Below are 26,665 nucleotides of genomic sequence, written 5' to 3'. Positions count from 1 at the left end.
GAGTTGGCGACACTTGCATGCGACTGCCATGGATGCGAATTCACCGCAGACGATGTTGTTTCTAAAAATGAAAACCTAGGTGTTCATTGATATCATTCACTTTGCATACCGGGAAACAAAGTGAATGTTTTAAACCGTCTGATTTCGTCGATTCGTCCGTTGCTGCTGCGCTGGCCCATGGAGTGGCTCGGAGGGGTGTTGATCGTCACGGGGCTGTGGGTTGTTTTTTACACCTACCAGTCGAGTGAAGTTGTGGTGCAGCAATACGCCGCAGAAAGCGCTCAAACCCATGCCGCTTCGGTCACGCAATTCCGAAATTTCTACGCCCAGGAACTGGTGCCTCGGGCCGTCAAAAGTGGGATGACGGTCACGCACGATTACAAATCGCAAGACAACGCCTTGCCCTTGCCTGCGACCTTGACAATCGATTTGGGCCATTACTTGTCCAAGGTGGATGGGGGTACACAGGTCCGCTTGTACAGTGACCTGCCGTTTCCGTGGCGTGAGTCCGAGCGTTCGCTCGATGATTTCCAGAAGCTGGCATTGCAGCACCTCAAAGAGCAGCCAAACAAGCCTTACGTGCGTGAAGAGGTGATGAACGGCAGCCGAGTTTTGCGCTTTGCGCAGGCCGACCGCATGCTGCCCAATTGTGTGGCCTGCCACAACAGCTATCCGGGTTCACCGCGCACGGACTGGAAGGTGGGTGATGTGCGTGGTGCACTCGAGGTGGTGCTGCCGGTTTCGCAGTGGCAGCTTGCCAGCACGGGGGTGCTCAACCGCACTTTTGCGGTGTTGCTGGCGCTGCTGTTTTTTGGCTTGCTGTTGATCTGGTTTTCCGTCAAACGGATTCGCGTGGCCTTGATGACTTCACGCCAGTTATCAACCGAGCGTCAGCTGGCCATTCGCCAACTCAGTGATGAAATTGCCGAACGCAAATTGGTCGAAGGGCATTTGCGCCTGAGTGAGGGCAAGCTTCACAGCATTTTCAAATCGGTCCCCGAGGCGATTGTGGTGGCCGACTCCAAAGGCCACATTGTTCAATGCAACGATGCGACAGCCGCGATTTTCGGCTACAGCATGGAGGCGCTGATGGGCCAGCGCATCAATTTGTTGATGCCTGCAGCAGAAAACGAACAGCATGACCAGTACATGCAAGCCTATCTGACCACGGGGCGTAAAAAACTGATGAATCAGCCACGGGTCATGCGTGGGCGAAGACACGATGGCAGCATGTTTCCGGTGCGTTTGACCATCAGCGAAACCCATCTTGAAAATGAACATTTTTTTGTGGGTGTGATGCAGGACTTCACGGCCATCCAGAGTGCGCAGGACCTGCTGATCGAGGCCAAAGACAAAGCCGAGCAGGCCAACCGCATGCGAGGTGAATTTTTGGCCAACATGAGCCATGAAATCCGCACCCCGATGAATGGCATTGTGGGCATGACCGAGTTGGCGCTTGAGACGACATCGCCCGAGCTTCAAAAAGAATATCTGACGCTGGCGCGCGATTCGGCCAACCACCTTCTTCAAATCATCAATGAAATCCTGGATTTTTCCAAGATCGAGGCCAAGGCCTTGGAGCTGGAGTTGCTCGAGGTCAGTCCGGCTCAGTTGATCCGCCACACAGTCCGGTCTCTGGAGCAATTGGCCCGTGTCAAAGGGGTCTCGTTGTTGCTGGAAACTGCGGACGATGTCCCGGAGCTGGTCTGGATGGACCCGGTGCGCATGCGTCAGGTTTTGACCAATCTGATCGGCAATGCGATCAAGTTCACCGATCAGGGTTCAGTGACCGTTAAAACCGAAGTGTTGTCAGCGGTGGATGATCAGACGGTGCTGCTGCGCATCAGCATCATCGACACCGGCATCGGGTTCGATCCAGAACGCACAGAGGCCTTGTTCAGCCCCTTCACGCAAGCCGATGGCTCGGTCACGCGGTCCTTCGGTGGTACAGGCCTGGGGTTGGCGATCACGCGCAGTTTGTTGCAGTTGATGGGCGGGTACATCACGGCCGAGGGCCATCCTGGCAAAGGTGCCAGTTTTGTAGCGACCTTGCCAGTGAAAAAAATCAGCCCATCGAGCGTTCGGGTGCTGGCCTCGATGCCCTCCGAGAAATCCGCGGCGCTTGTTCCTGCCATTGCGGGTGCACCGACTTGGTCTGTTTTGCTGGTCGAAGACCATGAAATCAACCGCAAGTTGGCCGAGATCATGCTGCAGCGCATGGGCTATCGCTATGCCATTGCCGCAGACGGGCAACAAGCTTTGGACCGCTTGGCGGTAGAGCGCTTCGACGTGGTTTTGATGGATGTGATGATGCCTGTGATGGACGGCGTCACGGCCTTGCGGCAATTGCGCATCCAGGAGGCCAGCACGGGTCACCGAACACCTGTCCTGATGGTCACGGCACACGCCATGACGGGAGACAAGGAGCGTTTCATTGCAGCGGGTGCGGATGGCTATGTGTCCAAGCCCATGTCTCAGGCAGCCTTGCAAAAGGAAATCACGCGAGTGCTCACACCTGTCAACGCGGCCTGAACTGGGGCTTGATTCCCGCTGCTGAGCCGCACGCACCGCCACAACAGCCGACCCATTGCGCCACCGGTAGGCGCAATGGGTTGGTTATTTTTTCAGTGCGCCGATTTTTCCAGGTCGCGCAAACGGAAACGCTGAATCTTCCCGGTAGCCGTCTTGGGCAACTCGGCCACAAAGTCGATGAAGCGGGGGTACTTGTAGGGGGCCAGGCGCTCTTTCACAAAGGCTTTGACTTCTTCTTGCGTCAGGCTCTGGCCTTGCTTGAGCACGATGAAGGCCTTGGTCTTGGTCAGGCCGTCGGTGTCTTCCTTGCCGATCACGGCCGCTTCGAGAATGGCGGGGTGCTGCACCAGCGTGGCTTCGACTTCAAACGGTGAGACATAAATGCCACTGACTTTCAGCATGTCGTCGTTGCGGCCTGCGTAGGTGTAGTAGCCATCGGGGTCGCGGGTGTACTTGTCGCCGCTTTTGGTCCACACGCCCTGGAAGGTGTCGCGGGTTTTCTCGCGGTTGTTCCAGTACATCAAGGCGCTGCTGGGCCCCTGGATGTACAAGTCACCGATCTCGTTGTGGCCGGTGACCACGCTGCCGTCTTCGTTGCGCAGCTGCACTTCGTAGCCGGGCACTGCCTTGCCGGTCGTGCCGTAGCGCACATCGCCGGGGCGGTTGGACAAGAAGACGTGCAGCATCTCGGTGGAGCCGATGCCGTCGATGATTTCGCAGCCGAAGTGGGCTGTCCAGCGCTCGCCAATGTCCCGGGGCAGGGCTTCACCAGCCGACGAGCACAGGCGCAGCGCGACCTGGCTTTTGGCGGGCAGGTCGGGGCTGGCCAGCATGCCGCCGTAGCCGGTGGGTGCGCCGTAAAACACGGTGGGCTGGTGATCGACCATACGCTTGAAGGTGGCCTGCGGGGTGGGGCGCTCGGCCATCAGCACCACACTGGCACCCACGCTCAAGGGGAAGGTGAGGGCATTGCCCAGGCCGTAGGCAAAGAACAGCTTGGCGGCCGAGAACACCGTGTCGCTTTCTTTGAGCTCCAGCACGCCCTTGCCATACAACTCGGCCGTCCAGTACAGATTACCCTGGCTGTGCACGGTGCCTTTGGGCTTGCCGGTGGAGCCTGAGGAGTACAGCCAGAAGGCTGGTTCATCGGCCAGTGTTTGCGCGGGCAGGACGGGCTGGTTTTGTGCCACAAAGTCGGCCATGTTGAACTGACCCTGGGTCAGGGCTGTTGTGGGGCGCGACACCACCACATGCTGCACTTCGGTCTTGACCAGGTCCATGGCCGCTTGCAGTGTGGGCAGCAAGGCCCCTGACACCAACGCGGCTTGGGCGCGGCTGTTGCTCAGCATGAAGGCATAGTCTTCGGCCGTCAGCAGGGTGTTCACCGCGACGGGCACCACGCCTGCGTAGAGTGAGCCCAGAAAAGCCACGACCCAGTCACTGCTGTCTTGCATGAGCAAGAGCACACGCTCTTCGCGCTTGAGGCCCATGGCCTTGAGGCCGCCTGCAAAGCGGCGGATCTGCTCGGTCAGCTCGCCGTAGGTGAGCGTGCCCACATCGTCGATCAGGGCGGTTTTGGCCGGGCGTGCTGAATTGGCGGCGATCAAGTGCTGGGCGAAGTTGAAATCGGTGCTCGGGGCAATCACGTTGCGTGTCATGTTTTGTCTCCTCGGGGTGTCCAGTGTGGTGCAGATGTGGTTTGGCGTGTCAGGTTTTTGTGGGCGTTTTTGTGGGAGGTCGCCCCTGCGACCGAATGTGGTTTCATCCAGCATTCGGCTGCGGGGGCAGCCTCCCACAAAATCACAAGGCCAGATGGCTGCCTTGCGCCGCCAGCGCATCCAGCGCGAGCGAGCTGCCCTGCACCGCTGTGCGGCGGTGGTAGAAATTGAGTGCCCTGAGACCCCCCAACTCTTCGCCACCCCCGGCGCGGCCAGGGCCGCCGTGCAGGCTCATGGGCATCACGTTGCCGTGGCCGCTGTGCAGGGCCGCCACGTCGGGCGAAATCGCGTGCACTCGGCCATGGCTGCTGGCCAGCTCGACCGAGGCTTGCGCCGTGAAGGCCGGGTCTTCGCTGTAGACCGAGCACACCAGCGAGCCTTCGCCGCGGCGGATCATGGCGTAAGCCTCTTCGATGCTGTCGTAAGGCATCAGGGTGGACACGGGGCCGAACACCTCCACCGCATGGAGCACTTGGGCCGTCATGGGCGATTCGGTGCCCAGCAACACCGGGGCCACGCAGGCGCTGGCCGCGTCGGCATCGACCAGACCCGGTGCGCTGCCGTCAAACAGCACGGTGGCTTCGGTCTTGAGCTGGGCCAGCCCTGCCAGCACACTGGCCTTTTGCTCCTGGCTCACCAGCGCGCCCATGCGCACGGTCTCGTTGCGCGGGTTACCCACGGTGGTTTTCGCCAGGCGTGCGCCAATCGCTTTGGCGGCGGCGGCATACAAGGCGCGTGGCACAAACACGCGGCGAATCGCCGTGCACTTCTGGCCTGACTTGACGGTCATCTCGCGGGCCACTTCGGCCACCAGCAGTTTGAAGGCTTCGCTGTCCGCTGTGGCGGTGGGCGAGAGCAGGGCAGAGTTCAGGCTGTCGGCCTCGATGTTGCAGCGCACCGACAGCTCGGTCACGGCGCGGTGGCTGCGGATGATCTTGCCGGTCTCGGCCGAGCCGGTGAAGCTCACCACGTCGAAGGCTTGCAGCTGGTCCATCAGGCCAGCGGACGAGCCGCAAATCACCGACAAAGCGCCCACGGGCAGCACGCCCGCATCGACCACGTCTTTGATCATGCGCTGGGTCAGCCAGGCGGTGGCGGTGGCGGGCTTGATGATGACCGGCACGCCCGCGAGCAGGGCCGGGGCGGCTTTTTCCCACAAGCCCCAGCTGGGGAAGTTGAAGGCGTTGATGAGCAGCGCCACGCCCCGTGTAGGCACCTGGATGTGCTGGGTCTGGAAAGCCGGGTCTTTGGCCATGCGGATGCGCTGGCCGTCGAGCAGCAGCGTGGCATCGCCTAGGGTCGCACCCTGCTTGGCGTAGTAGCCCAGGGTAAAGATCGCGCCGTCGATGTCCACGCCCGAGTCCTTGGCCACGGTGCCGCTGTTGGCGGTGGCGATCTCGTAATACGCGTCGCGGTTGGCTTGCAGCACTTCGGTGATTTGGGTGAGCAGGGCGGCACGCTGGCCGTAGCTCAGGGCGCGGAGGGCAGCGCCGCCTTGTTCGCGGGCAAAAGCAAAGCCTTCGGCCAGGTCGATGCCGGCGCTCGACACGCGGGCCAGCTCGGTGCCCAGCACGGGGTCAAACATCGGCGTGCCTGCGCCGGTGCCCGTTTGCCAGCGGCCTGCGATGAAGTTGGGGAGCATTGCGGTGGTCATGTGGAGCTTTCCAAGGGTTTTGGGGGTGTGCATGCATGGGCATGCAACAAAAAACTGTTCTTGCTGTTCAGTTGGCGGTATAAACAGCGGTTGATGCACTATTGTGCGTGCCTCCAAGTATGCAATAAAGTGCATGTTTTGGGCTTGTTGAAATTTAAGGGTTTTCCCTTGCCTTTGATCAAAAGTTGAACATGACCAGTCAAGAGTCCACGTTGACGGAGCCATTCGAGCCGGAAACCAAGCGCAATCCATTTTTGGAGGCGCTGGGCGAGCGCGTGCGCACTTTGCGTTCGCGCCAGGGCATGACGCGCCGCGCCGTGGCGCTGGCCGCAGATGTGTCCGAACGGCACCTGGCCAACCTCGAATACGGCACGGGCAACGTCTCGGTGCTGGTGCTGCTGCAAGTGGCGCAGGCGCTGCAGTGTTCGCTGGCCGAGTTGCTGGGCGATGTGACCACCACCTCGCCCGAGTGGCTGCTGATCCGCGAGTTGTTGTCCAAGCGCAGCGAGGCCGATTTGCGCCGTGCGCGTGTGCAGCTGAGCGAAATGTTTGGTGAAGGCGGCAACGCCCAAGAGCGCAAAAACCGCATCGCTTTGATCGGTTTGCGCGGCGCAGGCAAGACCTCTCTGGGGCAGCGCCTGGCCGATGACATGGGCTTTCCGTTCATTGAGCTGAGCCGTGAGATCGAGCAGTTTGCCGGTTGCCAGATCAGCGAGATCCACAACCTGTATGGCGCCAACGCGTACCGCCGTTACGAGCGCCGGGCGCTTGAAGAGGCGATCCAGATTTACCCCGAAGTGGTGATCGCCACGCCGGGCGGGCTGGTGTCGGATTCGGCCAACTTCAATCTGCTGCTCTCGCATTGCACCACCGTGTGGCTGCAGGCTGATGCCGCTGACCACATGGGCCGCGTGGCCGCGCAGGGCGACATGCGCCCCATGGCCGCCAGCCGCGAGGCGATGGAAGACCTCAAGCGCATCCTGGAAGGGCGCTCGGCTTTTTATTCCAAAGCCGACTTGGCCATCAACACCAGTGGCCGCAGCGAAGACCAAGCCTTCGCCGCCTTGCGTACTTCGGTTCGCCAACATTTGACGCTGCCGGTCTGAGGGGTGGCAGAAAAATGCATTTCCTAGGGAAAATACCTAGTAAATGCAATAAAGTGCATGTTGTGTGTGTGGGTGACCTGCACTAAAATTCCGTCCAACATGCACTGAAATGCATTTTTTGACCGAAATCAGCATCCACCTTCCTCAACGGAGACACTCAAATGACGCAAGCTTTCCAGGTTGACTACCAAACCAACCCCTCGCAATACAAGCACATCAACCTGGCCTTTGATGGCGAGATCGCGACTTTGTCGATCAACATCAACGAAGACGCCGGCATCCGTCCTGGCTACAAGCTCAAGCTCAACAGCTATGACCTGGGTGTGGACATCGAATTGCACGACGCGCTGCAGCGCATCCGTTTCGAGCACCCCGAAGTGCGCTCGGTGGTGGTGACCAGCCTGAAGGACCGCGTGTTCTGCTCCGGCGCCAACATCTTCATGCTGGGTGTGTCGACCCACGGCTGGAAAGTGAACTTCTGCAAGTTCACCAACGAGACCCGCAACGGCATCGAAGACTCCAGCAAGCACGACGGTTTGAAATTCGTGGCCGCCCTGAACGGCGCTTGCGCTGGCGGCGGTTACGAGCTGGCCCTGGCTTGTGACGAAATCGTGTTGGTCGACGACCGCTCCAGCGCCGTGTCGCTGCCCGAAGTGCCTTTGCTCGGCGTGTTGCCTGGCACCGGTGGTCTGACCCGCGTGACCGACAAGCGCCATGTGCGCCACGACTTGGCCGACATTTTTTGCACCAGTGTTGAAGGTGTGCGCGGTCAAAAAGCCGTGGACTGGCGTCTGGTCGACGCGATCGCCAAGCCTGCCGTGTTCAAGGAGGCCGTGCAAGCCCGCGCCCAAAAACTGGCCGCTGGCAGCATCCGCACCGCAGGCGCCAAAGGCGTGAGCCTGACCCCTTTGAGTCGCACCATCGCGGCCGATGCCCTGACTTACACCAACGTCACCGTTGAAATTGACCGCGCCAAGCGCATCGCCACCTTCACCGTCAAAGCCCCTGCCACGGCACAGCCGACCGACATCGCCGGCATCGAAGCTGCTGGCGTGAACTGGTGGCCGCTGCAGATGGTGCGCGAACTGGACGACGCCATCTTGCACATGCGCACCAACGAACTCGACATCGGCACCTGGGTGCTCAAGACTTCGGGCGATGCCGCAGCCGTGCTGGCCTCGGACGAGACCTTGTTGGCCCACAAAGACCACTGGTTGGTGCGTGAAACCATTGGCCACCTGCGCCGCACGCTGGCCCGCATGGATGTGTCTTCGCGCAGCCTGTTCGCCCTGATCGAAGAGGGGACATGTTTTGTTGGCACACTCGCCGAGCTGGCTTTCTGTGCCGACCGCGCTTACATGCTGGCTTTGCCCGACGATGCCGCCAAGGCCCCCAAGATTCAATTGAGCGAAATGAACTTCGGTTTCTTCCCCATGGTCAACGACCAGACCCGCCTGCAGCGCCGCTTTTATGAAGAAGTGCCTGCCATGGAAGCCGCACGCGGCGCCATTGGCCAAGCGCTCGACGCCGACGCTGCACTGGCCCTGGGCTTGGTCACGGCCGCACCTGACGACATCGACTGGGCTGACGAGATCCGTTTGGCTCTGGAAGAGCGCTCGTCCATGTCGCCTGACGCGCTGACCGGTCTGGAAGCCAACCTGCGTTTTGCCCAGAAAGAAAACATGGCCACCCGCATTTTTGGTCGCCTGACCGCCTGGCAAAACTGGATCTTCCAGCGCCCCAACGCCGTCGGCGAAAAGGGTGCCCTGAAGGTCTACGGCAAAGGCGAAAAAGTCCAGTTCGACATGAACCGCGTTTGATGTTTTTTGCGTTGTGCAGCGTGGTGCCCGGTGGTCCGCGCTGCAACCGAAATTTTCCCCCACCGTTGCTTTAATTTCTGGAGACTCTCATGTCCGGTATCAACTACAGCGAAAAAATTCCCAACAACGTCAACTTGAGCGAAGACCGCACGCTGCAGCGCGCCCTCGAGCAGTGGCAGCCCAACTTCATCAACTGGTGGGACGACATGGGCCCCGAAGGCTCGACCGACATGGACGTGTACCTGCGCACGGCCGTGAGCGTGGACCCGCAAGGCTGGGCCCAGTTTGGCCACGTCAAGATGCGCGACTACCGTTGGGGCGTGTTCATGAACCCCGGCGAGCAAGACCGCAAGATCCATTTCGGTGACCACATCGGTGAAAAAGCCTGGCAAGACGTGCCTGGCGAACACCGCGCCAACCTGCGCCGCATCATCGTGACGCAGGGCGACACCGAGCCCGCATCGGTCGAGCAGCAGCGCCACCTGGGCCTGACCGCGCCCAGCATGTACGACCTGCGCAACCTGTTCCAGATCAACGTCGAAGAAGGCCGCCACCTGTGGGCCATGGTCTACCTGCTGCACAAATACTTCGGCAAAGACGGCCGTGAAGAAGCCGATGCATTGCTCCAGCGCAACAGCGGTAACCAAGACAATCCCCGCATCTTGCAAGCGTTCAACGAGAAGACCCCTGACTGGTTGAGCTTCTTCATGTTCACTTACTTCACCGACCGTGACGGCAAGTTCCAGTTGTGCGCCTTGGCCGAGTCGGCATTCGACCCCTTGGCCCGCACCACCAAGTTCATGCTGACCGAAGAAGCGCACCACATGTTTGTGGGCGAGTCCGGCGTGAGCCGCACCATCCAGCGCACGGTGGATGTGATGAACGAACTCAAGACCGACGACGTGGGCAAACTGCGCGCTGCCGGTGTGATCGATCTGCCCACCATCCAGCGTTACATCAACTTCCACTTCTCGGTGACCATCGACTTGTTTGGTGCCGACGAGTCGTCGAATGCCGCCACCTTCTACAGCTCCGGTCTGAAAGGCCGTTACGAAGAAGGCAAGCGTGGTGATGACCACGTGCTCAAGGGCAACAGCTACAAGATCCTGTCGGTCGAAGACGGCAAGCTGGTTGAGAAAGAAGTGCCGATGCTCAACGCTTTGAACGAAGTGCTGCGTGACGACTACATCACCGATTCCAAAGGCGGTATCGACCGTTGGAACCGTGTGATCGCCAAGGCGGGCATTCCTTTCACCTTGAAGGCACCGCACAAAGCCTTCCACCGCAACATTGGCTCTTTGTCCGGCTCCAAGATCACGCCCGATGGTCAAGTGGTGACCGACGAGCAGTGGATGGCGCAAGTGGGCGAGTGGTTGCCCACCAACGAAGACCGCGCTTATGTGGCCAGCCTGATGGGCCGTGTCGTCGAGCCAGGCAAGTTCGCCAACTGGATCGCGCCACCCGTCATGGGCATCAACCGTCAGCCAGTGGACTTTGATTACGTCCGCTTCAACTGATGCGTTGAACTTTTGATCGACTGCTGCCTCTGCTGTTGCGGGGGCGGCAGTTGACAGAGGAAGGGGCGGGTTCCTTATGCTGGGGTACCAGAAATCGTCACCCGCCCCTTCCTCTGTCAACTGCATGGTGTTTGCGGTCCGTAAACGCCTGTAGACTGCCAAGGCTTGAAACGGTTTTCAGCTGTGGGATGGCTTGGGGCGGGGCGCCGATTTCTGGTACCCCAGTATGAGGCGTCCCGCCCCAAGCCATCGCGCAGCGGTCTATGCAGACCCAGAACACCGCAGCCGCAGTTCACGACAGACACAGAACACAACACCGAAAGCCTGAGGAGGCATTCCATGAGCACAGACATCCTGATCAAACAGCACGTCATTGACCCCGAGATCTGCATCCGCTGCAACACCTGCGAAGCGATCTGCCCGGTGGGCGCGATCACGCACGACTCGCTCAACTACGTGGTCAAGGCCGACATCTGCAACCTCTGCATGGACTGCATCTCGCCTTGCCCCACAGGCTCGATTGACAACTGGCGCATGATGCCCAAGGCCAGGGCCTACAGCATCGAAGAACAACTCAAGTGGGACGAACTGCCTGCTGAGCTGAGCGCCGAAGAACTGGCTGCCGCTGGTGGCGATACCGGTGCTGCAGAACAAGAAGCACAAGCCGCTGTGCAGGCCGCAGCTTCTTCGTCATCGGCTGCCAGCACCGCCGCTGCTTCGGGTTTCAACTCAGCCCATTTCGGGGCGACCATTCCCCCTTGGTCTGCCGCGCACGCCTACACCAACCTTTATGGCCCCAAGGCGCAAGACAAAACCATCACCGCCACCGTCACCGGCAACCTGCGCGTGACCGAAGTCGGGAAAGACTACGACACCCACCACATCGTGCTCGACTTCGGCAACCTGCCTTTCCCGGTGCTGGAAGGCCAGTCAATCGGCATCTTGCCCCCTGGCGAAGACGCCAAAGGCAAGCCGCACCATGCGCGCCAGTACTCCATCGCCAGCCCCCGCAATGGCGAGCGCCCTGGCCACAACAACCTGTCGCTGACCATCAAGCGCGTGCTCGAAGACCACGACGGCAAGCCTGTTCGCGGCGTTGGTTCCAACTACATGTGCGACCTCAATGTGGGCGACAAGGTGCAGGTGATCGGCCCGTTTGGCGCCAGCTTCCTGATGCCCAACCACCCCAAGAGCAACATCGTCATGATCTGCACGGGCACAGGTTCTGCCCCCATGCGCGCCATGACCGAATGGCGTCGCCGCCTGCGTGCCAGCGGCAAGTTCGAGGGCGGCAAGCTGATGCTTTTTTTCGGTGCCCGCACGCCCTCTGAGCTGCCCTACTTTGGCCCGCTGAACAACCTGCCCAAAGACTTCATCGACATCGAATTCGCCTTCTCGCGTGAAGAAGGCAAGACCAAACGCTATGTGCAAGACGCCTTGCGTGACCGCGCCGCCGATGTGGCCTCTTTGCTCAAAGACGGCAACACCTGTTTTTATGTGTGTGGCCTGAAAAGCATGGAAGAGGGCGTGGTCATGGCCTTGCGTGATATCGCGCAAAACGCCGGACTGGACTGGGACAACATCGGCACGGCCCTGAAAAAAGAAGGCCGCCTGCACCTCGAGACTTATTGATTTTTGGAAAAGGGGTGTGCCGGTGAACTGGCTGTCTCCTGATCTGTTGAGGTGGGAGCGAGCCCCCGCTCGCGAAGGGTTGCCTTTGCCGCCAATGCCAGCATTCGGCTGCAGGGGCAGCCTCCCACAGATACTTGGCTGTGATGAGTCAATACACATTTCTGGGCGCGTTTGACCGAGACATAAGCCATGCAGACCAACACAACTTCTGAAACACGCATTGAACTGAAACAGGTGCGTGAAGCGCTGCGAAAGCCCCGCTCGCAACTCAAGGGCCGACAAGCCACGGACGACGCCCGAGCTGAATTGCAGGCCCTGATCGGGCCCGTGCCTGAAGACGGCCACCGCCGCGATCTGCTGATCGAGCACCTGCATGTGCTCAACGACCATTTCCATGGTCTGTTCGAGCGCCACATCGTGGCGCTGGCGGCCGAGATGCGGCTGTCGGTGGTGGAGGTCTTCGAGGTGGCCTCGTTTTACCACCACTTCCAGATACTCAAAGACGATGTTGTTGCCCCACGCATCACCGTGCGGGTGTGCGACAGCCTGAGCTGCAGCCTCGCGGGCAGCGACACGCTGCTGCGTCAGCTGCAGCGCGATCTGACGGGTGATGTGCAGGTTGTTAACGTACCCTGCCTCGGTCGCTGCGAGCAGGCACCCGCCGCACAAGTGGGCCAGCAGGCGGTGGCCTGCGCGACGGCTGAAACGGTTGCGCAGCGCGTGGTCCAGAACCAGACCACGCCCAACGCACTGCCCGACGCCATCGGCATGGCCGCCTACCTGCAAGCCGGGGGCTATCGGCTGGCACGGCAAGTCGCTTCAGGAGAGCGCGAGGCTGAATCGGTCATCCAGGTGCTGGAGTCATCAGGCTTACGTGGCCTGGGTGGCGCAGGCTTCCCGGCAGGCCGCAAATGGCGCATCGTGCGCAGCCAGCCTGGCCCACGCCTGATGGCCGTGAACATCGACGAGGGCGAGCCCGGCACCTTCAAGGACCGCACTTGTCTGGAGGCCGATCCGCACCGTTTTCTGGAGGGCGTGCTGATCGCCGCCAGCGTGGTGGGCTGCGAGGCGGTCTACATTTACTTGCGCGACGAGTACCACGAAGCACGCGTGCTGCTCACGCAAGCGCTGGCCGATTTGCGTGCCAACCCGCCATGTGCCTTGCCGCGCATCGAATTGCGTCGGGGCGCAGGGGCCTACATCTGCGGCGAAGAGTCGGCCATGATCGAGAGCATTGAGGGCAAGCGTGGCGAGCCGCGCCTGCGCCCGCCCTACATCGCCGAGGTGGGCCTGTTCGGTCACCCGACGCTGGAGCACAACTTCGAGACCCTTTACTGGATTCGCGAATTGCTGGAGCAAGGCGCAGACAGCTATGCAGCGCACGGACGCCATGGCCGTAAAGGCCTGCGCCGTTTTAGTGTGAGCGGCCGCGTCAAGCAGCCGGGCGTCAAGCTCGCGCCAGCGGGTATCACCTTGCGCGAACTGGTGGATGAATACTGCGGCGGCATGGCCGAAGGCCACACGCTCTACGCTTACCTGCCTGGTGGTGCCAGCGGCGGCATCTTGCCGGCGCGCTTGGCCGATGTGCCGCTGGACTTTGACACGCTGCAGCCGCACGGCTGCTTCATCGGTTCGGCCGCCGTGATGGTGCTCGGCCAACACGACAGCGCCCGCGATGCGGCGCTGAACGTGATGCGCTTTTTTGCGCACGAGAGCTGCGGCCAATGCACACCCTGTCGCGTGGGCACCGACAAGGCCGCCCAATTGATGACAGCGACTACCTGGGATGCCGACACCCTGCAAGATTTGGCGCAAGTCATGGGAGATGCGTCCATCTGCGGCTTGGGTCAGGCCGCGCCGAATCCGATCCGATGTGTGCTGGACTACTTTCCGCATGAAGTGGGGGCCGCATGATGTGCCGTGATGTGTTGTGGGAGCGAGCCCCCGCTCGCGAATGTCAGCCGGAGCCACATCAGCCATTCGGCTGCAGGGGCAGCCTCCTACAGGGATTTTTAGGTGCGGTGAGGGGCATGGCATGAGCAAGGTTCAATTCACCCTCAATGGCCAATCGGTTGAAGCGCCTGCCGGGAAAAGCATTTTCAACATCGCCAAGGATTTGGGCATCGCCATTCCGCACCTGTGCCACAAGGAGGGCCTGGCGCCCGACGGCAATTGCCGCGCTTGCGTGGTCGAGGTCGCTGGTGAGCGCACCCTGGCTCCGAGCTGCTGCCGCAGCGCCACGCCTGGCATGCAGGTGCGCACCGACAGCGAGCGCGCCGTCAAAAGCCAGAAGATGGTGCTGGAGATGCTGCTGGCCGACCTGCCCGAGCAGGGCCACAAATGGCTGGATGACCGCGCCGAGGCCCCGCATGGCGAACTGAGTCAGTGGGCCGAGCACCATGGCGTGCAGGTGCGCCCTGCATTGGCCGCGCTCAAACGTGAGACGGTGCCCGCCGACCTGTCGCACCCGGCCATGGCCGTGAACCTGGACGCCTGCATCCAGTGCAACCGCTGCGAACGCGCTTGCCGTGATCTGCAAGTCAACGACGTGATCGGTCTGGCCTTCAGGGGTGCACACACCCAGGTGGTGTTTGACCTGGCCGACCCGATGGGCGGCAGCAGCTGCGTGGGTTGCGGCGAATGTGTGCAGGCCTGCCCCACCGGTGCGCTCATGCCCAAGAGCCACATCGGCCCGCAAAAGGTGGACCGTGATGTGGACTCCGTCTGCCCGTTTTGCGGCGTGGGTTGCCTGGTCACCTACCAAGTCAAAGATGAAAAAATCATCAGCGTCCAAGGCCGCGAAGGCCCGGCCAACGAAGGGCGTTTGTGCGTCAAGGGCCGCTTTGGCATGGACTACATCCACAGCCCGGACCGCATCACCCAGCCACTGATCCGCAAAGCAGGTGTGGCCAAAGACGTGTCCTTGCTGGATGGCCAAACCGATTGGCGCGAAGTCTTCCGCGAAGCGTCCTGGGAAGAAGCGCTCGATCTGGCAACACAGCCGCTCAACGCATTGTGGCAAGCGTACGGCCCCAAATCCCTCGCCGGTTTTGGCTCCGCCAAAGGCAGCAACGAAGAGGCCTATTTGTTCCAGAAGCTGGTGCGCACTGGCTTTGGCAGCAACAACGTGGACCACTGCACGCGCCTGTGCCACGCGTCCAGCGTGGCCGCGCTGCTCGAAGGCGTGGGCTCGGGCGCAGTGAGCAACCCGGTGCGCGATGTCGAGCACTCCGACCTCATCATCGTGATCGGCTCCAATCCCACGGCCAACCACCCGGTGGCCGCCAGCTGGATGAAAAACGCCGCCCAGCGCGGCACCCGTATCGTTTTGGCCGACCCCCGCATCACCGACATCGGCCGCCACACCTGGCGCAACTTGCAGTTCAAGGCCGACACCGATGTGGCCTTGCTCAACGCCATGCTGCACGTCATCGTGCATGAGGGGCTGTGCAATGAAGCGTTCTTGAAGGAACGCGCCGACAACGTGGCCGAACTCAAGGCCCATGTGCAGGACTTCACGCCCGAAGCCATGAGCGCCATTTGTGGCATTCCGGCAGACACCATCCGCGAGGTGGCCCGGGCCTATGCCACGGCCAAAGCCGCCATGATTTTGTGGGGCATGGGCGTGAGCCAGCACGTGCACGGCACCGACAACGTGCGCTGCCTGATTGCGCTGGCCAGCATCACCGGCCAGATCGGCCGCCCCGGCACGGGCCTGCACCCGCTGCGTGGTCAGAACAATGTGCAAGGCGCGAGCGATGCGGGCCTGATCCCGATGATGTACCCCAACTACCAGCGGGTGACCGACAAGTCGGCGCATGACTGGTTTGAAAAGTTTTGGGACACGAAGCTCGATGACCAACCCGGCTACACCGTGGTCGAGATCATGCACAAGGCGCTGGCGCCAGACAGCGACCCGCACAAGGTGCGCGGCATGTACATCATGGGCGAGAACCCAGCCATGAGCGACCCGGACTTGAACCATGCGCGTCATGCGCTGGCCAGTTTGCAGCACCTGGTGGTGCAGGACATCTTCTTGACCGAAACCGCTTGGCTGGCCGATGTGGTGCTGCCCGCCAGCGCTTGGCCCGAGAAGACCGGCACCGTCAGCAACACCGACCGCACGGTGCAGATGGGCCGCCAGGCCGTGCTGCCGCCGGGCGAGGCCAAACCCGACCTCTGGATCATCCAGCAGATCGCCCAGCGCATGGGCCTGAACTGGCACTACGCAGGCGAGCACGAGGGTGTGGCCGAGGTTTATGAAGAAATGCGCCAGGCCATGGCCCCGGCCATTGGCGGCATCGACTGGGCGCGCCTGAACGCAGGCTCGGTCACGTACCCGTGCGTGAGCGCCGATGATCCGGGCCAGCCCATCGTCTTCCATGACCACTTCCCGACGGCAGACGGCCGTGTGCGCTTGGTGCCCGCCAGCCTGATCCCGGCCAACGAGCAGCCCGATGCAGAGTACCCGATGGTGCTGATCACCGGGCGGCAACTGGAGCACTGGCATACCGGTAGCATGACGCGCCGCGCCACGGTGCTCGACGCGCTGGAGCCTGCGGCCACAGCCTCGATGTGCGGTGCCGACCTCGCCCGGCTGGGGCTGCAGGCCGGGCAGCATGTGCGCGTTGCCTCACGCCGTGGCGAGGTGGTGCTGCAACTGCGCCGTGACGATGGCACGCCACAAGGCGCGGTGTTCATGCCCTTCGCCTATGTGGAGGCGGCAGCCAACGAGCTGACCAACGCCGCGCTCGATCCGTTTGGCAAGATCCCGGAGTTCAAATACTGCGCGGTTCGGGTCTCGGCGCTGCAGCCCTCATAATCCGGCGCTGTCCATCCCTTGTGCTGCACACCTTGCAGCACAAGGGTTTCACACAGACCGCTGGCCGGGGGATTTCGCTTGAACATCGACGTGCAAACCATCTTCTGGATGGATGCTTTTCTTTACCTGATGCTGCATGCAGCCATCTGGTATGGCTTGGCGCGCTACCGCAGCGGCCTGGTCACGATTTGGAGTGTTTCGGGCCTCTTCAGCGCGCTGGGGGTTTGGGTGTTGGGTTGCCGGGGTATCTTGCCCACCGATGCCGTGGTTTTCTGGGGTGTGTTGTTCATGGCCTTGGGCAATTTCGGGCGTCAGGCAGCGCTGCGATCTTTGGATGGACCCGCCAACCGCCGCTGGCTGTGGGGCATGGCCTCGTTCAATGGGGCGTACCTGTTTGCCACCTATGGCTATTATTTTTCGGGCGGCTCCGAGGCCGGTGTGATCTTGTTCTTTTACGGGTTTTACACCCTCAATTGCCTGGAATACGTGGTCTCAGGCCGGCGCATTGCCGCCACGCATGACCCATTTGGTTCCAAGGCTGTGCAGTCTGCGGGCTGGTTGCTGGCGAGCACGCTGGGCATCAAGACCATCGCCATTTTGGGTGGTTGGGGTGCCACGGATTTGTATGAAATGTCCTGGGACCAGGCGGTGGTGTTCGGGGGCCAGTTTGTCGCCATCACCATGCTCAGTGTGGGCTTCATGCAGATTTTTGTGGACCAGATGCACAAAGCCCAGATTCAGGCAGAGCAGGGCCTGGCGCGTGAGCAAGAACGCTCGGCCTTGTTCCAGCAACACTCCGAAGATTTGTCGGCGCTGCTCAGTGAGCGCGAAGAAATCATCCGCCAGTTGACGCTGTCCAACAAAAGCGCAGGCATGGGGGCCTTGGTGGCCAGCATTGCCCATGAACTGAATCAGCCATTGACCACCATCGTGCTCAAGACCGAGTTGATCGAGGCCCACCTGAGAAAGAAGAATGACCCCGGTTTGGCCGAGGCCGAGGCCAACAAATTGGCCGCCCTGATCCGCGACGACACACGCCATGCGGCAGCCATCATCCGCACCTTGCGCAGCATGTTTGCCACGGGCAAGGGCGAATTCGAACGCATGGACTTGGCGGTCTTGGTGCAGGATGTCATCCACATCGTGCGCGCCCGCGCAGAGCGCTGCGGCATTGCGCTGGACGTTGATTTGAAAACCCCTTTGCCCATGACGGGTGACGTGACCCAGCTGCAGCAAGTCGTGCTCAATTTGTTGAACAATGCGATCGATGCCTTGGTCGAAAAGCCAGCGCTGCCTTCGCGCATTCGCATCACGGGCGAGCTTCGTCCCGGCTTTGTGGATTTGAAAATCTCGGACAACGGCTGCGGCATCGACCCTTCACAGCAAGCGGATGTGTTTGCCTTGTTCAAGACGTCCAAGTCACAAGGCATGGGCGTCGGCCTGTGGCTGAGTCAGTCCATCGTGGCGTCTCACCGTGGGCATTTGGGCTTTGAGAGCGAGGCTGGACAAGGTACGGTATTCTTGTTGAGCCTGCCATCACACGAGTATGCGTTGGCATCGTGATGGTCCATTTTTCCAGGGGTTTTGTTGTTCATGTCTACACGTCCGCAAATTGATGTGGCTGTCCTGATGCGCCGTGAGGCGGTCCAAGGCCCAATGGCACGTTGGCAAGCCTGGCGCTGGGTGCTGGCCGATGTGGTGCCCCATGAAGCCGGTTTTGGCACCGAGCCCCGTTGCCTGCGACAGACGGATGTGGAGTCGCTCTGGATGCATCCCGCCCATGAAGTCGCGCTTTTCACCGACGATGCAGAAGGCTATTGGCTCAACGCCACATCCCCCACACCTTGCTACTTTGTGATGTGGCGGCTCATCGATGCCGAAGATGGCAGTGAGCCGGTGGCGGTGCCACAAGCCGTGAGCTTGAGCTACCACGATGCAGGCCGTTGGCTGGATGCACAGGAAACCGTGGAAACCGTGCCCGCTCCTGCCGAAGTGCTGGCGTGGATGCAAAGTTTTGCCGAGCAGTATTTTGAGCCGGAAGAGAAAAAGCGCCAGCGCCCGCAAAGCTTCCAGCGCCTGACGGATCGTTTTGGGCAACCGGTATCGGTCAGCACCGATGCCAAGCGCAAAGGCGGAAGGTCCGGGGCATGAGCGACAATTTTTTCAGCCGCTGGTCGCGTCGCAAGCAAGGACTGGATCAGGCCGCACAAGCAGAGCTGGCCCAAGACTCGCCCCAGCGGTCTCGCACCAGCACAGACCCCCAAGCGGCATCTCCCACGGCCGTGGCTCAACAGCCTGCGACAACGGCAAACGCCAAGCCCGTGGCTCAAGATGCTTCGGGCCAAGCCGTGGCGCAAGAGCCGTTGCCTGTCCCCACCCTCGAAGATGTGCAGGGCCTGACACCAGCGTCTGACTTTCAGGCCTTCATGCGCGAGGGTGTTCCGGGCGAAGTGCGCAACGCGGCCATGAAGAAACTCTTCACCGACCCGCACTTCAATGTCATGGATGGTTTGGACATTTACATCGGCGACTACAACACGCCAGACCCCTTGCCAGCGGGCATGCTTGAAAAAATGGTGGGGGCCGAGTTGTTGAACTTGTTCCCGAAAAAGGCCAAGGACTTGCCCACCAAAGTGGACGTGCCTCAAGCACTGGAAAACCCTGAGCAAAGTCCTGACGCACCAGAAGGCTCACCACTTGTGGCACAGTCGCCGCAATCCCAAATGACTCAGGCACTGCAGCTCACCCCAAATCTGCAGGCCACCGACCCCTTAGAACATGACCACCCTGATTTGCAACTGCAACCAAACCATGCCCCTGCAAGCCCAGACCCTGGGCAAAGCACTGGGTGAAGACCTGACGCTCCACACCACCTTGTGCCGCCGCGAAGCCGGTAGCTTTCAAAAAGCCGTGAAATCCGGCGAAACCGTGGTGGTGGCCTGCACCCAGGAAAAGCGCCTGTTCAGCGAACTGGCTGAGCAAACCGAAGGCGCCATCTCGCCGATCCGTTTTGTCAACATCCGCGAAACCGGTGGCTGGGGACGCGAAGCCGAACACGCCATGCCCAAAATGGCGGCCTTGCTGGCCGCTGCCCGTCTGCCCGAACCCGAGCCGGTGCCCACGGTCACCTACAAAAGCGAAGGCCGCGTGCTCATCATCGGCGCGATCGACGCCGCCGAACGCGCGGCCAGCTTTTTGGCCGATGCGATGCAGGTCACCGTGTTTGCCCAAGGCCCCGGCAACGCCGGGGGCAGCCAGGAGCGGCGTTTTCCGGTGTTGGCGGGCCGTCTGCAAAGCCTGAGCGGCTGGCTGGGCGCGTTTGACGTGTCGTGGGACGCCAGCAACCCGATTGATCTGGACCTGTGCACCCGCTGCAACGCCTGCGTGGCCGCCTGCCCCGAGCAGGCCATTGGCCTCGATTACCAGGTAGACCTGTCGCGTTGCACCTCGCACCGTGACTGTGTCAAAGTGTGCGAGGCGGCCGGTGCCATCGACTTCACCCGCGATGCCCGCCCCCAAACCGAGCGCTTTGACGTGGTGCTTGACTTGCGCGGCGACAAAGCCTCGCCCACGTTCACGTCGCACGCTTTGCCGCAGGGCTACTTTCGCTGGGACGGGCAAGACCTGCAAACCTTGCTGAAAGTGCGCGAGCTGGTGGGTGAGTTTGAAAAGCCCCGCTTTTTTGCCTACAAACAAAAACTCTGCGCCCACAGCCGCAACGAACAAGTCGGCTGCAGCGCCTGCATTGACATTTGCTCGGCCGAAGCCGTGCGCTCCGACAAGAGTCGCCAGCAAATCGTGGTCAACCCCAACCTGTGTGTGGGCTGCGGGGCCTGCACCACGGCTTGCCCGACCGGCGCACTGACCTACGCCTACCCGCGCCCGGCAGAGCAGGGGACCAAAATCCGCACGCTGCTGTCGGCTTATCAGGCCGCAGGCGGGCGCGATGCCGCGCTGCTGCTGCACAGCCAGGACAAAGGCCAGGCCCTGATCGACGAGTTGGGTCGGGGTGCGCAGCTGGGCGTCATGCAGGGCGTGCCCGCTCGGGTCATGCCCGTGGCCTTGTGGCACACGGCCAGCGTGGGCATGGAGCTGTGGCTCTCGGCCGTGGCTTATGGTGCACGCCAGGTCATGGTGCTGCTCACCACCGAAGAAGCGCCGCAATACCGCGCCGCGCTCATGGAACAAATGGCCGTGGCCCAAAGCCTGCTCAATGGCCTGGGTTACACCGGTGTGCACTTCCAGTTGATCGAGGCGAAAACCCCGTCATCGTTGGACGCCGACTTGCAGCACCTGACCGCCCGCAACCTGAAAGCCTCGACTTTGCCCACAGGGCCTGCCGTGGCCGCCCGCCACGCCGTGCAAGCCGAAAAACGCAGCAACCTAGAGCTGGTCATTGACCACCTGATGGCCCAATCGCCCGTGATGGCGCAGGACGAAAGCACCCGCCCCAAAGCACTCGACTTGCCCGCCGCCGGATCGCCCTTGGGCACCATCGTGGTCGATGGCAGCAAATGCACGCTGTGCATGAGCTGCGTGGGGGCCTGCCCTTCTTCGGCGCTGCAAGACAACCCGCTGCAGCCCGAAATCCGCTTGGTAGAAAAAAATTGTGTGCAGTGCGGCTTGTGCGCCAAGACCTGCCCCGAAAACGCCATCACGCTGCAGCCTCGCCTGTCGCTGCTGGCTGAACGCCAGCAACCGCGCGTGCTGCACGGCAGCCCGCCTTATGCTTGCATCCGTTGCAGCAAACCCTTTGGCACGCTCAAAGCCATTGAGACCATGCTGGGCCGTCTGGCGGGCCACAGCATGTTCCAGGGGGCGGCGCTGGAACGCCTCAAAATGTGCGGCGACTGCCGCGTGGTGGACATGTTCACCGACGAAAACCAGGTGCGCATCGCCGGTGCCAACCCTTCCAAACCGCAATAAGCCATGAGCCAAGACCTGAACCTGTCCTCCAACAGCCACGCGCTGGACGAAGAAACCGCACGCGCCGAGGTGTATGGCCTGCTGTCGCAGCTTTACTACCAAGCCCCTGGCGAAGAATTGCTGGGCCAGCTGCAAGTGGCGGTCACCGAGGCCCCCGACGCGGGGGGATTCCTGGAAGAGCCCTGGCGTGAGCTGGTGGCTTGCGCCCGCAGCCTGAGCCAGGCGCAGATTGCCAGCGAATTCACCAGCCTCTTTGGCGGCGTGGGCAAGCCCGAGGTCTACCTGTTCGGCTCGCATTACCTGAGCGGTTTTTTGAATGAAAAGCCCTTGGTGCGTTTGCGCGACGATCTGGCAGAGCTGGGCCTGGGCCGCAGCGAGGCCATGCCTGAAACAGAAGACCATGTGGCTTACGTCTTTGAAGTCATGCGGTTTTTGATTGCGGGCGACGATGTGGCGGTGTCCAACCTGACCCGTCAGCAAGCGTTTTTCAACCAACATGTGCAATCCTGGCTGCCAGCTTTGTGCCAAGCGCTGCAAGCCCATCCTAGGGCTGTCTTTTATGCACGCGCAGCGGCCTTCACCTCTGCCTTCATCAGTGTGGAGTCACAAGGCTTTGATCTGGTTGCTTGATTGAAAAAATTTGGGCTTGTGCTGCAAAAAATCTCAAGTTGAGCAAGCCTGCTTCGCGGACTCTGGTGTCGGGGCTGTGTTCGCCAGCACACATGGCCATTGAGTCAGTGCTTTGAATCTCATTTGTCGGGCCCATACCCAAGCGATGTAAGGGTTTTTACTTTGAGAAGGCCTCTTGGGGCCGTTAACATCGCCCTATGCAAAAAATTGCCTAAGTCAATAGGTCATTGGTTCAATCAATTCTGGAGTCTCTCATGTCTTCCAAAACTTCTTCTCTTTCGCGCCGCAGCCTGTTCTCGGGTGTTGCGACCGTGGGTGCCGTGGCTGCCGCCACCGCCGTGTTGCCTGGCGTGGTCAAGTCGACCGCACCGGTTGCGGCCGCCTTGCCCAAACCCACGCGTGGCGGTGGATACAGCTTGAGCGAACACGTTCAGCAGTATTACAAGACCACCCGCGTCTGATTCCGATTTCCGCCTTCTTCCCGTTCATCCCCAACTGGAGCCCTCCATGTTGCTGACCAAAAAACAAACCGGTACGACCGGTGCCGTTTCTTCTCCTTTCATCCACAGCTTGCGCCGTGGTTTGTCGCAGGCTTTGCCCACACTTGATCGCCGCAGTTTCCTGCGCCGTTCGGGTCTGGGTGTCGGTGTTGGCTTGGCCGCATCGCAGCTGAGCCTGGTGCAAAAAGCCCAGGCTGCCACCGGTGCCAGTTTGCTTGGCGCAGGCAAGGTCGAAGTCAAGCGCACCGTGTGCACCCACTGCTCAGTGGGCTGTGCGGTCGATGCCGTCGTCGAAAACGGCGTCTGGGTGCGCCAGGAAGCCGTGTTCGATTCGCCCATCAACTTGGGCGCCCACTGCGCAAAAGGTGCAGCCCTGCGCGAGCACGGCCATGGCGAATACCGCCTGCGCTACCCCATGAAGTTGGTCAATGGCAAATACGAGCGCATCAGCTGGGACACCGCCCTGACCGAGATCAGCGCCAAGATGCTGGAGCTGCGCAAGGCCAGCGGCCCCGACAGCGTTTACTTCATTGGCTCGTCCAAGCACAACAACGAGCAGGCCTATTTGCTGCGCAAGTTTGTCAGCTTCTGGGGCTCCAACAACTGCGACCACCAGGCCCGCATTTGCCACTCCACCACGGTGGCCGGTGTGGCCAACACCTGGGGTTATGGTGCCATGACCAACTCGTACAACGACATGCAAAACAGCAAGGTCGCTTTGTACATCGGCTCCAACGCCGCAGAAGCCCACCCCGTGTCGATGTTGCACATGCTGCACGCCAAGGAAAACGGCTGCAAGATGATCGTGGTCGACCCGCGCTTCACCCGCACGGCAGCCAAGGCTGACGAATACGTGCGCATCCGTTCGGGCACCGACATTCCTTTCCTGTTCGGTGTGCTGTACCACATCTTCAAGAACGGCTGGGAAGACAAAAAATACATCAACGACCGTGTCTACGGCATGGATGCCATCAAGACAGAAGTGCTGGCCAAGTGGACACCCGACAAGGTGGAAGAGGCTTGCGGCGTGAAGGAAGACCAAGTCTTCAAGATCGCCAAGATGCTGCACGAGAACAACCCCGGCACCATCGTCTGGTGCATGGGCCAAACGCAGCACACCATTGGCAACGCCATCGTGCGTGCCTCCTGCATCTTGCAACTGGCCCTGGGCAACGTGGGCAAGTCCGGTGGCGGCACCAACATTTTCCGTGGCCACGACAACGTGCAAGGCGCGACCGACGTCGGCCCCAACCCCGATTCTTTGCCCGGTTACTACGGCTTGGCCGAAGGCTCTTGGAAGCACTTTGCCAAAGCTTGGGGCGTCGACTTCGAGTGGATCAAAAAGCAGTTTGCCTCGCCCGCCATGATGGGCAAGAACGGCATCACCGTCTCGCGCTGGATCGACGGCGTGCTCGAGAACAACGAGCTGATCGACCAGGACAGCAACCTGCGCGGCGTGTTTTATTGGGGTCATGCACCCAACTCGCAAACCCGTGGCCTCGACATGAAGCGCGCCATGGACAAGCTGGACTTGCTGGTGGTGGTGGACCCTTACCCATCGGCCACAGCGGCCATGGCCGCCATGCCCGGCAAAGCCGAAGACCTGAACCCCAACCGCGCCGTGTACCTGTTGCCCGCCGCAACGCAGTTCGAGACCAGCGGATCGTGTACCGCCTCCAACCGTTCGCTGCAGTGGCGCGAGAAAGTCATCGATCCATTGTGGGAGAGCCGCTCGGACCACATGATCATGCACCAGCTGGCCGAAAAACTGGGCTTTGCCAAAGAGCTGTCCAAGAACTACAAGATGCAAAAGGTCAAGGGCCTGGACGAGCCCGTGCCCGAAGACATCCTGCGTGAAATCAACAAGTGCGTCTGGACCATTGGCTACACCGGCCAGAGCCCAGAGCGCCTGAAGGCCCACATGAAGAACATGAATGTGTTCGATGTGAAGACCCTCAAGGCCAAAGGTGGCAAGGACAAGGAAACCGGCTACGACTTCACCGGCGATTACTTCGGTCTGCCATGGCCTTGCTACGGCACGCCCGAACTCAAGCACCCTGGTTCAGCCAACCTGTACGACACCTCCAAACACGTCATGGACGGCGGCGGTAACTTCCGCGCCAACTTCGGTGTGGAGCGCGAAGGCAAGAGCCTGCTGGCCGAAGACGGTTCGCACTCGCTGGGTGCCGACATCACCACCGGCTACCCTGAACTCGACCACATCCTTTTGAAAAAGCTGGGCTGGTGGGACGAATTGACCGAAGCCGAAAAAACAGCGGCCGAAGGCAAGAACTGGAAGACCGATTCGTCGGGCGGCATGATCCGTGTGTTCATGAAAGAACACGGCTGCCACCCCTTTGGCAACGCCAAGGCCCGCGCTGTGGTCTGGAACTTCCCTGATCCGATCCCGCAGCACCGCGAGCCTTTGTACGGCACCCGTCCGGACATGATGGCCAAGTACCCCACGCACGAAGACAAAAAAGCCTTCTGGCGTTTGCCCACCCTGTACAAAACCGTGCAGGACAAAAACATCGCCGACAAGATGCACGAGAAGTTCCCGCTCATCCTGACTTCGGGCCGTTTGGTCGAATACGAAGGTGGCGGCGAAGAAACCCGATCCAACCCCTGGTTGGCCGAGTTGCAGCAAGAAGCCTTTGTCGAAATCAATCCCAAGACAGCAGCCGACCGTGGCATCCGCAACGGCGACCGTGTCTGGTTGTTGGGCGCGACAGGTGCACGCCTGAACGTGCAGGCCTTGGTGACCGAGCGTGTGGACACGGGCACCGTCTGGATGCCTTTCCACTTCTCGGGTCGTTGGCAAGGTGCCGACATGTTGGCGCATTACCCCAAAGGTGCAGCGCCCATCGTGCGCGGCGAGGCGGTCAACACCGCCACCACCTACGGTTATGACAGCGTCACCATGATGCAAGAGACCAAGACCACCATCTGCAACATCGAGAAGGCTTGAGGAGAACACGATGGCACGAATGAAATTCATCTGTGATGCAGAGCGCTGCATCGAATGCAATGGTTGCGTTACCGCTTGCAAAAACGAACACGAAGTCCCATGGGGCGTCAACCGCCGCCGTGTGGTCACCCTGAACGATGGCGTTCCCGGTGAAAAGTCGATCTCGGTCGCTTGCATGCACTGCTCGGACGCACCGTGCATGGCGGTTTGCCCCGTCAACTGCTTCTACAAAACCGAAGAAGGCGTGGTCCTGCACGACAAGGACATCTGCATTGGCTGCGGTTACTGCTCTTATGCCTGTCCGTTCGGTGCGCCACAGTTCCCATCCAGCGGCACCTTCGGTGTGCGCGGCAAGATGGACAAATGCACCTTCTGCGCCGGCGGCCCAGAAGAGCACGGCAGCCAAGCCGAGTTCGACAAATACGGTCGCAACCGTTTGGCCGAAGGCAAGCTGCCTGCTTGCGCCGAAATGTGCTCGACCAAGGCCTTGTTGGCAGGTGACGGCGATGTCATCACCGACATCCTGCGCGGCCGGGTGATCAGCCGTGGCAAAGGTGCCGAAGTCTGGGGTTGGGGCACCGCCTACGGCAACCAAGCCAAGCAAGGAGCCTGAGCATGAAAGCAGCCTTCATCATTTGCAGCGTTGTTTTGTTGGCGGCTTGCGGCGAAAAGCCGCAAGAGGTCAAGGGCGTGCGCACCGACAAGCCTGCCGAGAGCGGCACTGGCGTGGCCACGTTCACTGCGCCTGGCTGGAAAGCCGGTGACAAAGACGGGTGGGCCAACCACCTCAAGGCCCGTGCCACTTATGGCATGAACGACCACGTCCGCGCACCCAAGTGA

18 protein-coding genes are annotated in these 26,665 nt (G+C 61.0%); 16 read left to right on the top strand and 2 right to left on the bottom strand.

All coding sequences use genetic code 11. The features are described from left to right. Nucleotides 1–120: 120 nt before the first annotated feature. The gene (locus tag B9Z33_RS06005; RefSeq protein WP_146183829.1) at nt 121–2,532 is read left to right on the top strand and encodes a response regulator; all 2,412 of its coding nucleotides are present in this window, start codon (nt 121–123) and stop codon (nt 2,530–2,532) included. 92 nt (nt 2,533–2,624) lie between these two features. On the opposite strand, the gene B9Z33_RS06000 is transcribed toward B9Z33_RS06005, so the two are convergent. Then, complete coding sequence (locus B9Z33_RS06000; protein ID WP_108286193.1) at nt 2,625–4,190, bottom strand: benzoate-CoA ligase family protein; 1,566 nt, start codon at nt 4,188–4,190, stop codon at nt 2,625–2,627. A 142-nt stretch (nt 4,191–4,332) separates the two neighbouring features. Next, complete coding sequence (locus B9Z33_RS05995; protein WP_108286192.1) at nt 4,333–5,904, bottom strand: 3,4-dehydroadipyl-CoA semialdehyde dehydrogenase; 1,572 nt, start codon at nt 5,902–5,904, stop codon at nt 4,333–4,335. 191 nt (nt 5,905–6,095) lie between these two features. On the opposite strand from B9Z33_RS05995, the gene B9Z33_RS05990 reads away from it, so the two are divergent. The 15 genes from B9Z33_RS05990 (at nt 6,096) to B9Z33_RS05920 (ending at nt 26,665) form a co-directional block, all read left to right on the top strand. After that, on the top strand, nt 6,096–7,010 hold the full coding sequence (locus B9Z33_RS05990) for a helix-turn-helix transcriptional regulator (protein ID WP_108285996.1): 915 nt from the start codon (nt 6,096–6,098) through the stop codon (nt 7,008–7,010). 161 nt (nt 7,011–7,171) lie between these two features. After that, nucleotides 7,172–8,830 (top strand): 2,3-epoxybenzoyl-CoA dihydrolase, encoded by a 1,659-nt coding sequence (gene boxC, locus B9Z33_RS05985; RefSeq protein ID WP_108285995.1) that lies wholly within the window; start codon nt 7,172–7,174, stop codon nt 8,828–8,830. A gap of 89 nt (nt 8,831–8,919) precedes the next feature. Beyond that, entirely contained in the window at nt 8,920–10,347 is a 1,428-nt protein-coding gene (gene boxB / locus B9Z33_RS05980) for a benzoyl-CoA 2,3-epoxidase subunit BoxB (RefSeq protein WP_108285994.1), read from the top strand. A 339-nt stretch (nt 10,348–10,686) separates the two neighbouring features. After that, nucleotides 10,687–11,979 (top strand): benzoyl-CoA 2,3-epoxidase subunit BoxA, encoded by a 1,293-nt coding sequence (boxA, locus tag B9Z33_RS05975; RefSeq protein ID WP_108285993.1) that lies wholly within the window; start codon nt 10,687–10,689, stop codon nt 11,977–11,979. Nucleotides 11,980–12,168: 189 nt separating this feature from the next. Next, on the top strand, nt 12,169–13,893 hold the full coding sequence (locus B9Z33_RS05970) for an NADH-ubiquinone oxidoreductase-F iron-sulfur binding region domain-containing protein (RefSeq protein ID WP_108285992.1): 1,725 nt from the start codon (nt 12,169–12,171) through the stop codon (nt 13,891–13,893). 121 nt (nt 13,894–14,014) lie between these two features. Next, nucleotides 14,015–16,801 carry a formate dehydrogenase subunit alpha gene (fdhF, locus tag B9Z33_RS05965; RefSeq protein ID WP_108285991.1) on the top strand — a complete coding sequence of 929 codons (2,787 nt, stop codon included), beginning with the start codon at nt 14,015–14,017 and terminating at the stop codon, nt 16,799–16,801. Between the two features lie 78 nt (nt 16,802–16,879). Beyond that, entirely contained in the window at nt 16,880–18,364 is a 1,485-nt protein-coding gene (locus B9Z33_RS05960) for a sensor histidine kinase (RefSeq protein WP_108285990.1), read from the top strand. Between the two features lie 30 nt (nt 18,365–18,394). Continuing rightward, complete coding sequence (locus B9Z33_RS05955) at nt 18,395–18,952, top strand: DUF3305 domain-containing protein (protein WP_108285989.1); 558 nt, start codon at nt 18,395–18,397, stop codon at nt 18,950–18,952. After that, nucleotides 18,949–19,653, top strand: a complete 705-nt coding sequence (locus B9Z33_RS05950; protein ID WP_108285988.1) for a DUF3306 domain-containing protein — start codon at nt 18,949–18,951, stop codon at nt 19,651–19,653. The genes B9Z33_RS05955 and B9Z33_RS05950 overlap by 4 nt, the downstream gene beginning before the upstream one ends. Continuing rightward, on the top strand, nt 19,613–21,727 hold the full coding sequence (locus B9Z33_RS05945; protein WP_108285987.1) for a 4Fe-4S binding protein: 2,115 nt from the start codon (nt 19,613–19,615) through the stop codon (nt 21,725–21,727). Before B9Z33_RS05950 ends, B9Z33_RS05945 begins: the two co-directional genes overlap by 41 nt. Before the next feature lie 3 nt (nt 21,728–21,730). Then, complete coding sequence (locus tag B9Z33_RS05940; RefSeq protein WP_108285986.1) at nt 21,731–22,357, top strand: molecular chaperone; 627 nt, start codon at nt 21,731–21,733, stop codon at nt 22,355–22,357. A gap of 254 nt (nt 22,358–22,611) precedes the next feature. Further along, on the top strand, nt 22,612–22,818 hold the full coding sequence (locus tag B9Z33_RS05935; protein WP_108285985.1) for a formate dehydrogenase: 207 nt from the start codon (nt 22,612–22,614) through the stop codon (nt 22,816–22,818). Between the two features lie 46 nt (nt 22,819–22,864). Beyond that, entirely contained in the window at nt 22,865–25,825 is a 2,961-nt protein-coding gene (locus B9Z33_RS05930) for a formate dehydrogenase subunit alpha (protein ID WP_108285984.1), read from the top strand. Nucleotides 25,826–25,835: 10 nt separating this feature from the next. Then, nucleotides 25,836–26,438: a formate dehydrogenase FDH3 subunit beta gene (gene fdh3B, locus B9Z33_RS05925; RefSeq protein ID WP_108285983.1), complete on the top strand. Its 603-nt coding sequence runs from the start codon at nt 25,836–25,838 to the stop codon at nt 26,436–26,438. A 2-nt stretch (nt 26,439–26,440) separates the two neighbouring features. Continuing rightward, on the top strand, nt 26,441–26,665 hold the full coding sequence (locus B9Z33_RS05920; protein ID WP_108285982.1) for a hypothetical protein: 225 nt from the start codon (nt 26,441–26,443) through the stop codon (nt 26,663–26,665).

Source organism: Limnohabitans sp. T6-20, assembly GCF_003063505.1.
GTDB lineage: Bacteria > Pseudomonadota > Gammaproteobacteria > Burkholderiales > Burkholderiaceae_C > Limnohabitans_A.
The sequence above is the reverse complement of the archived record's forward strand: the minus strand, read 5'-3'. Positions and strand labels throughout refer to the sequence as shown.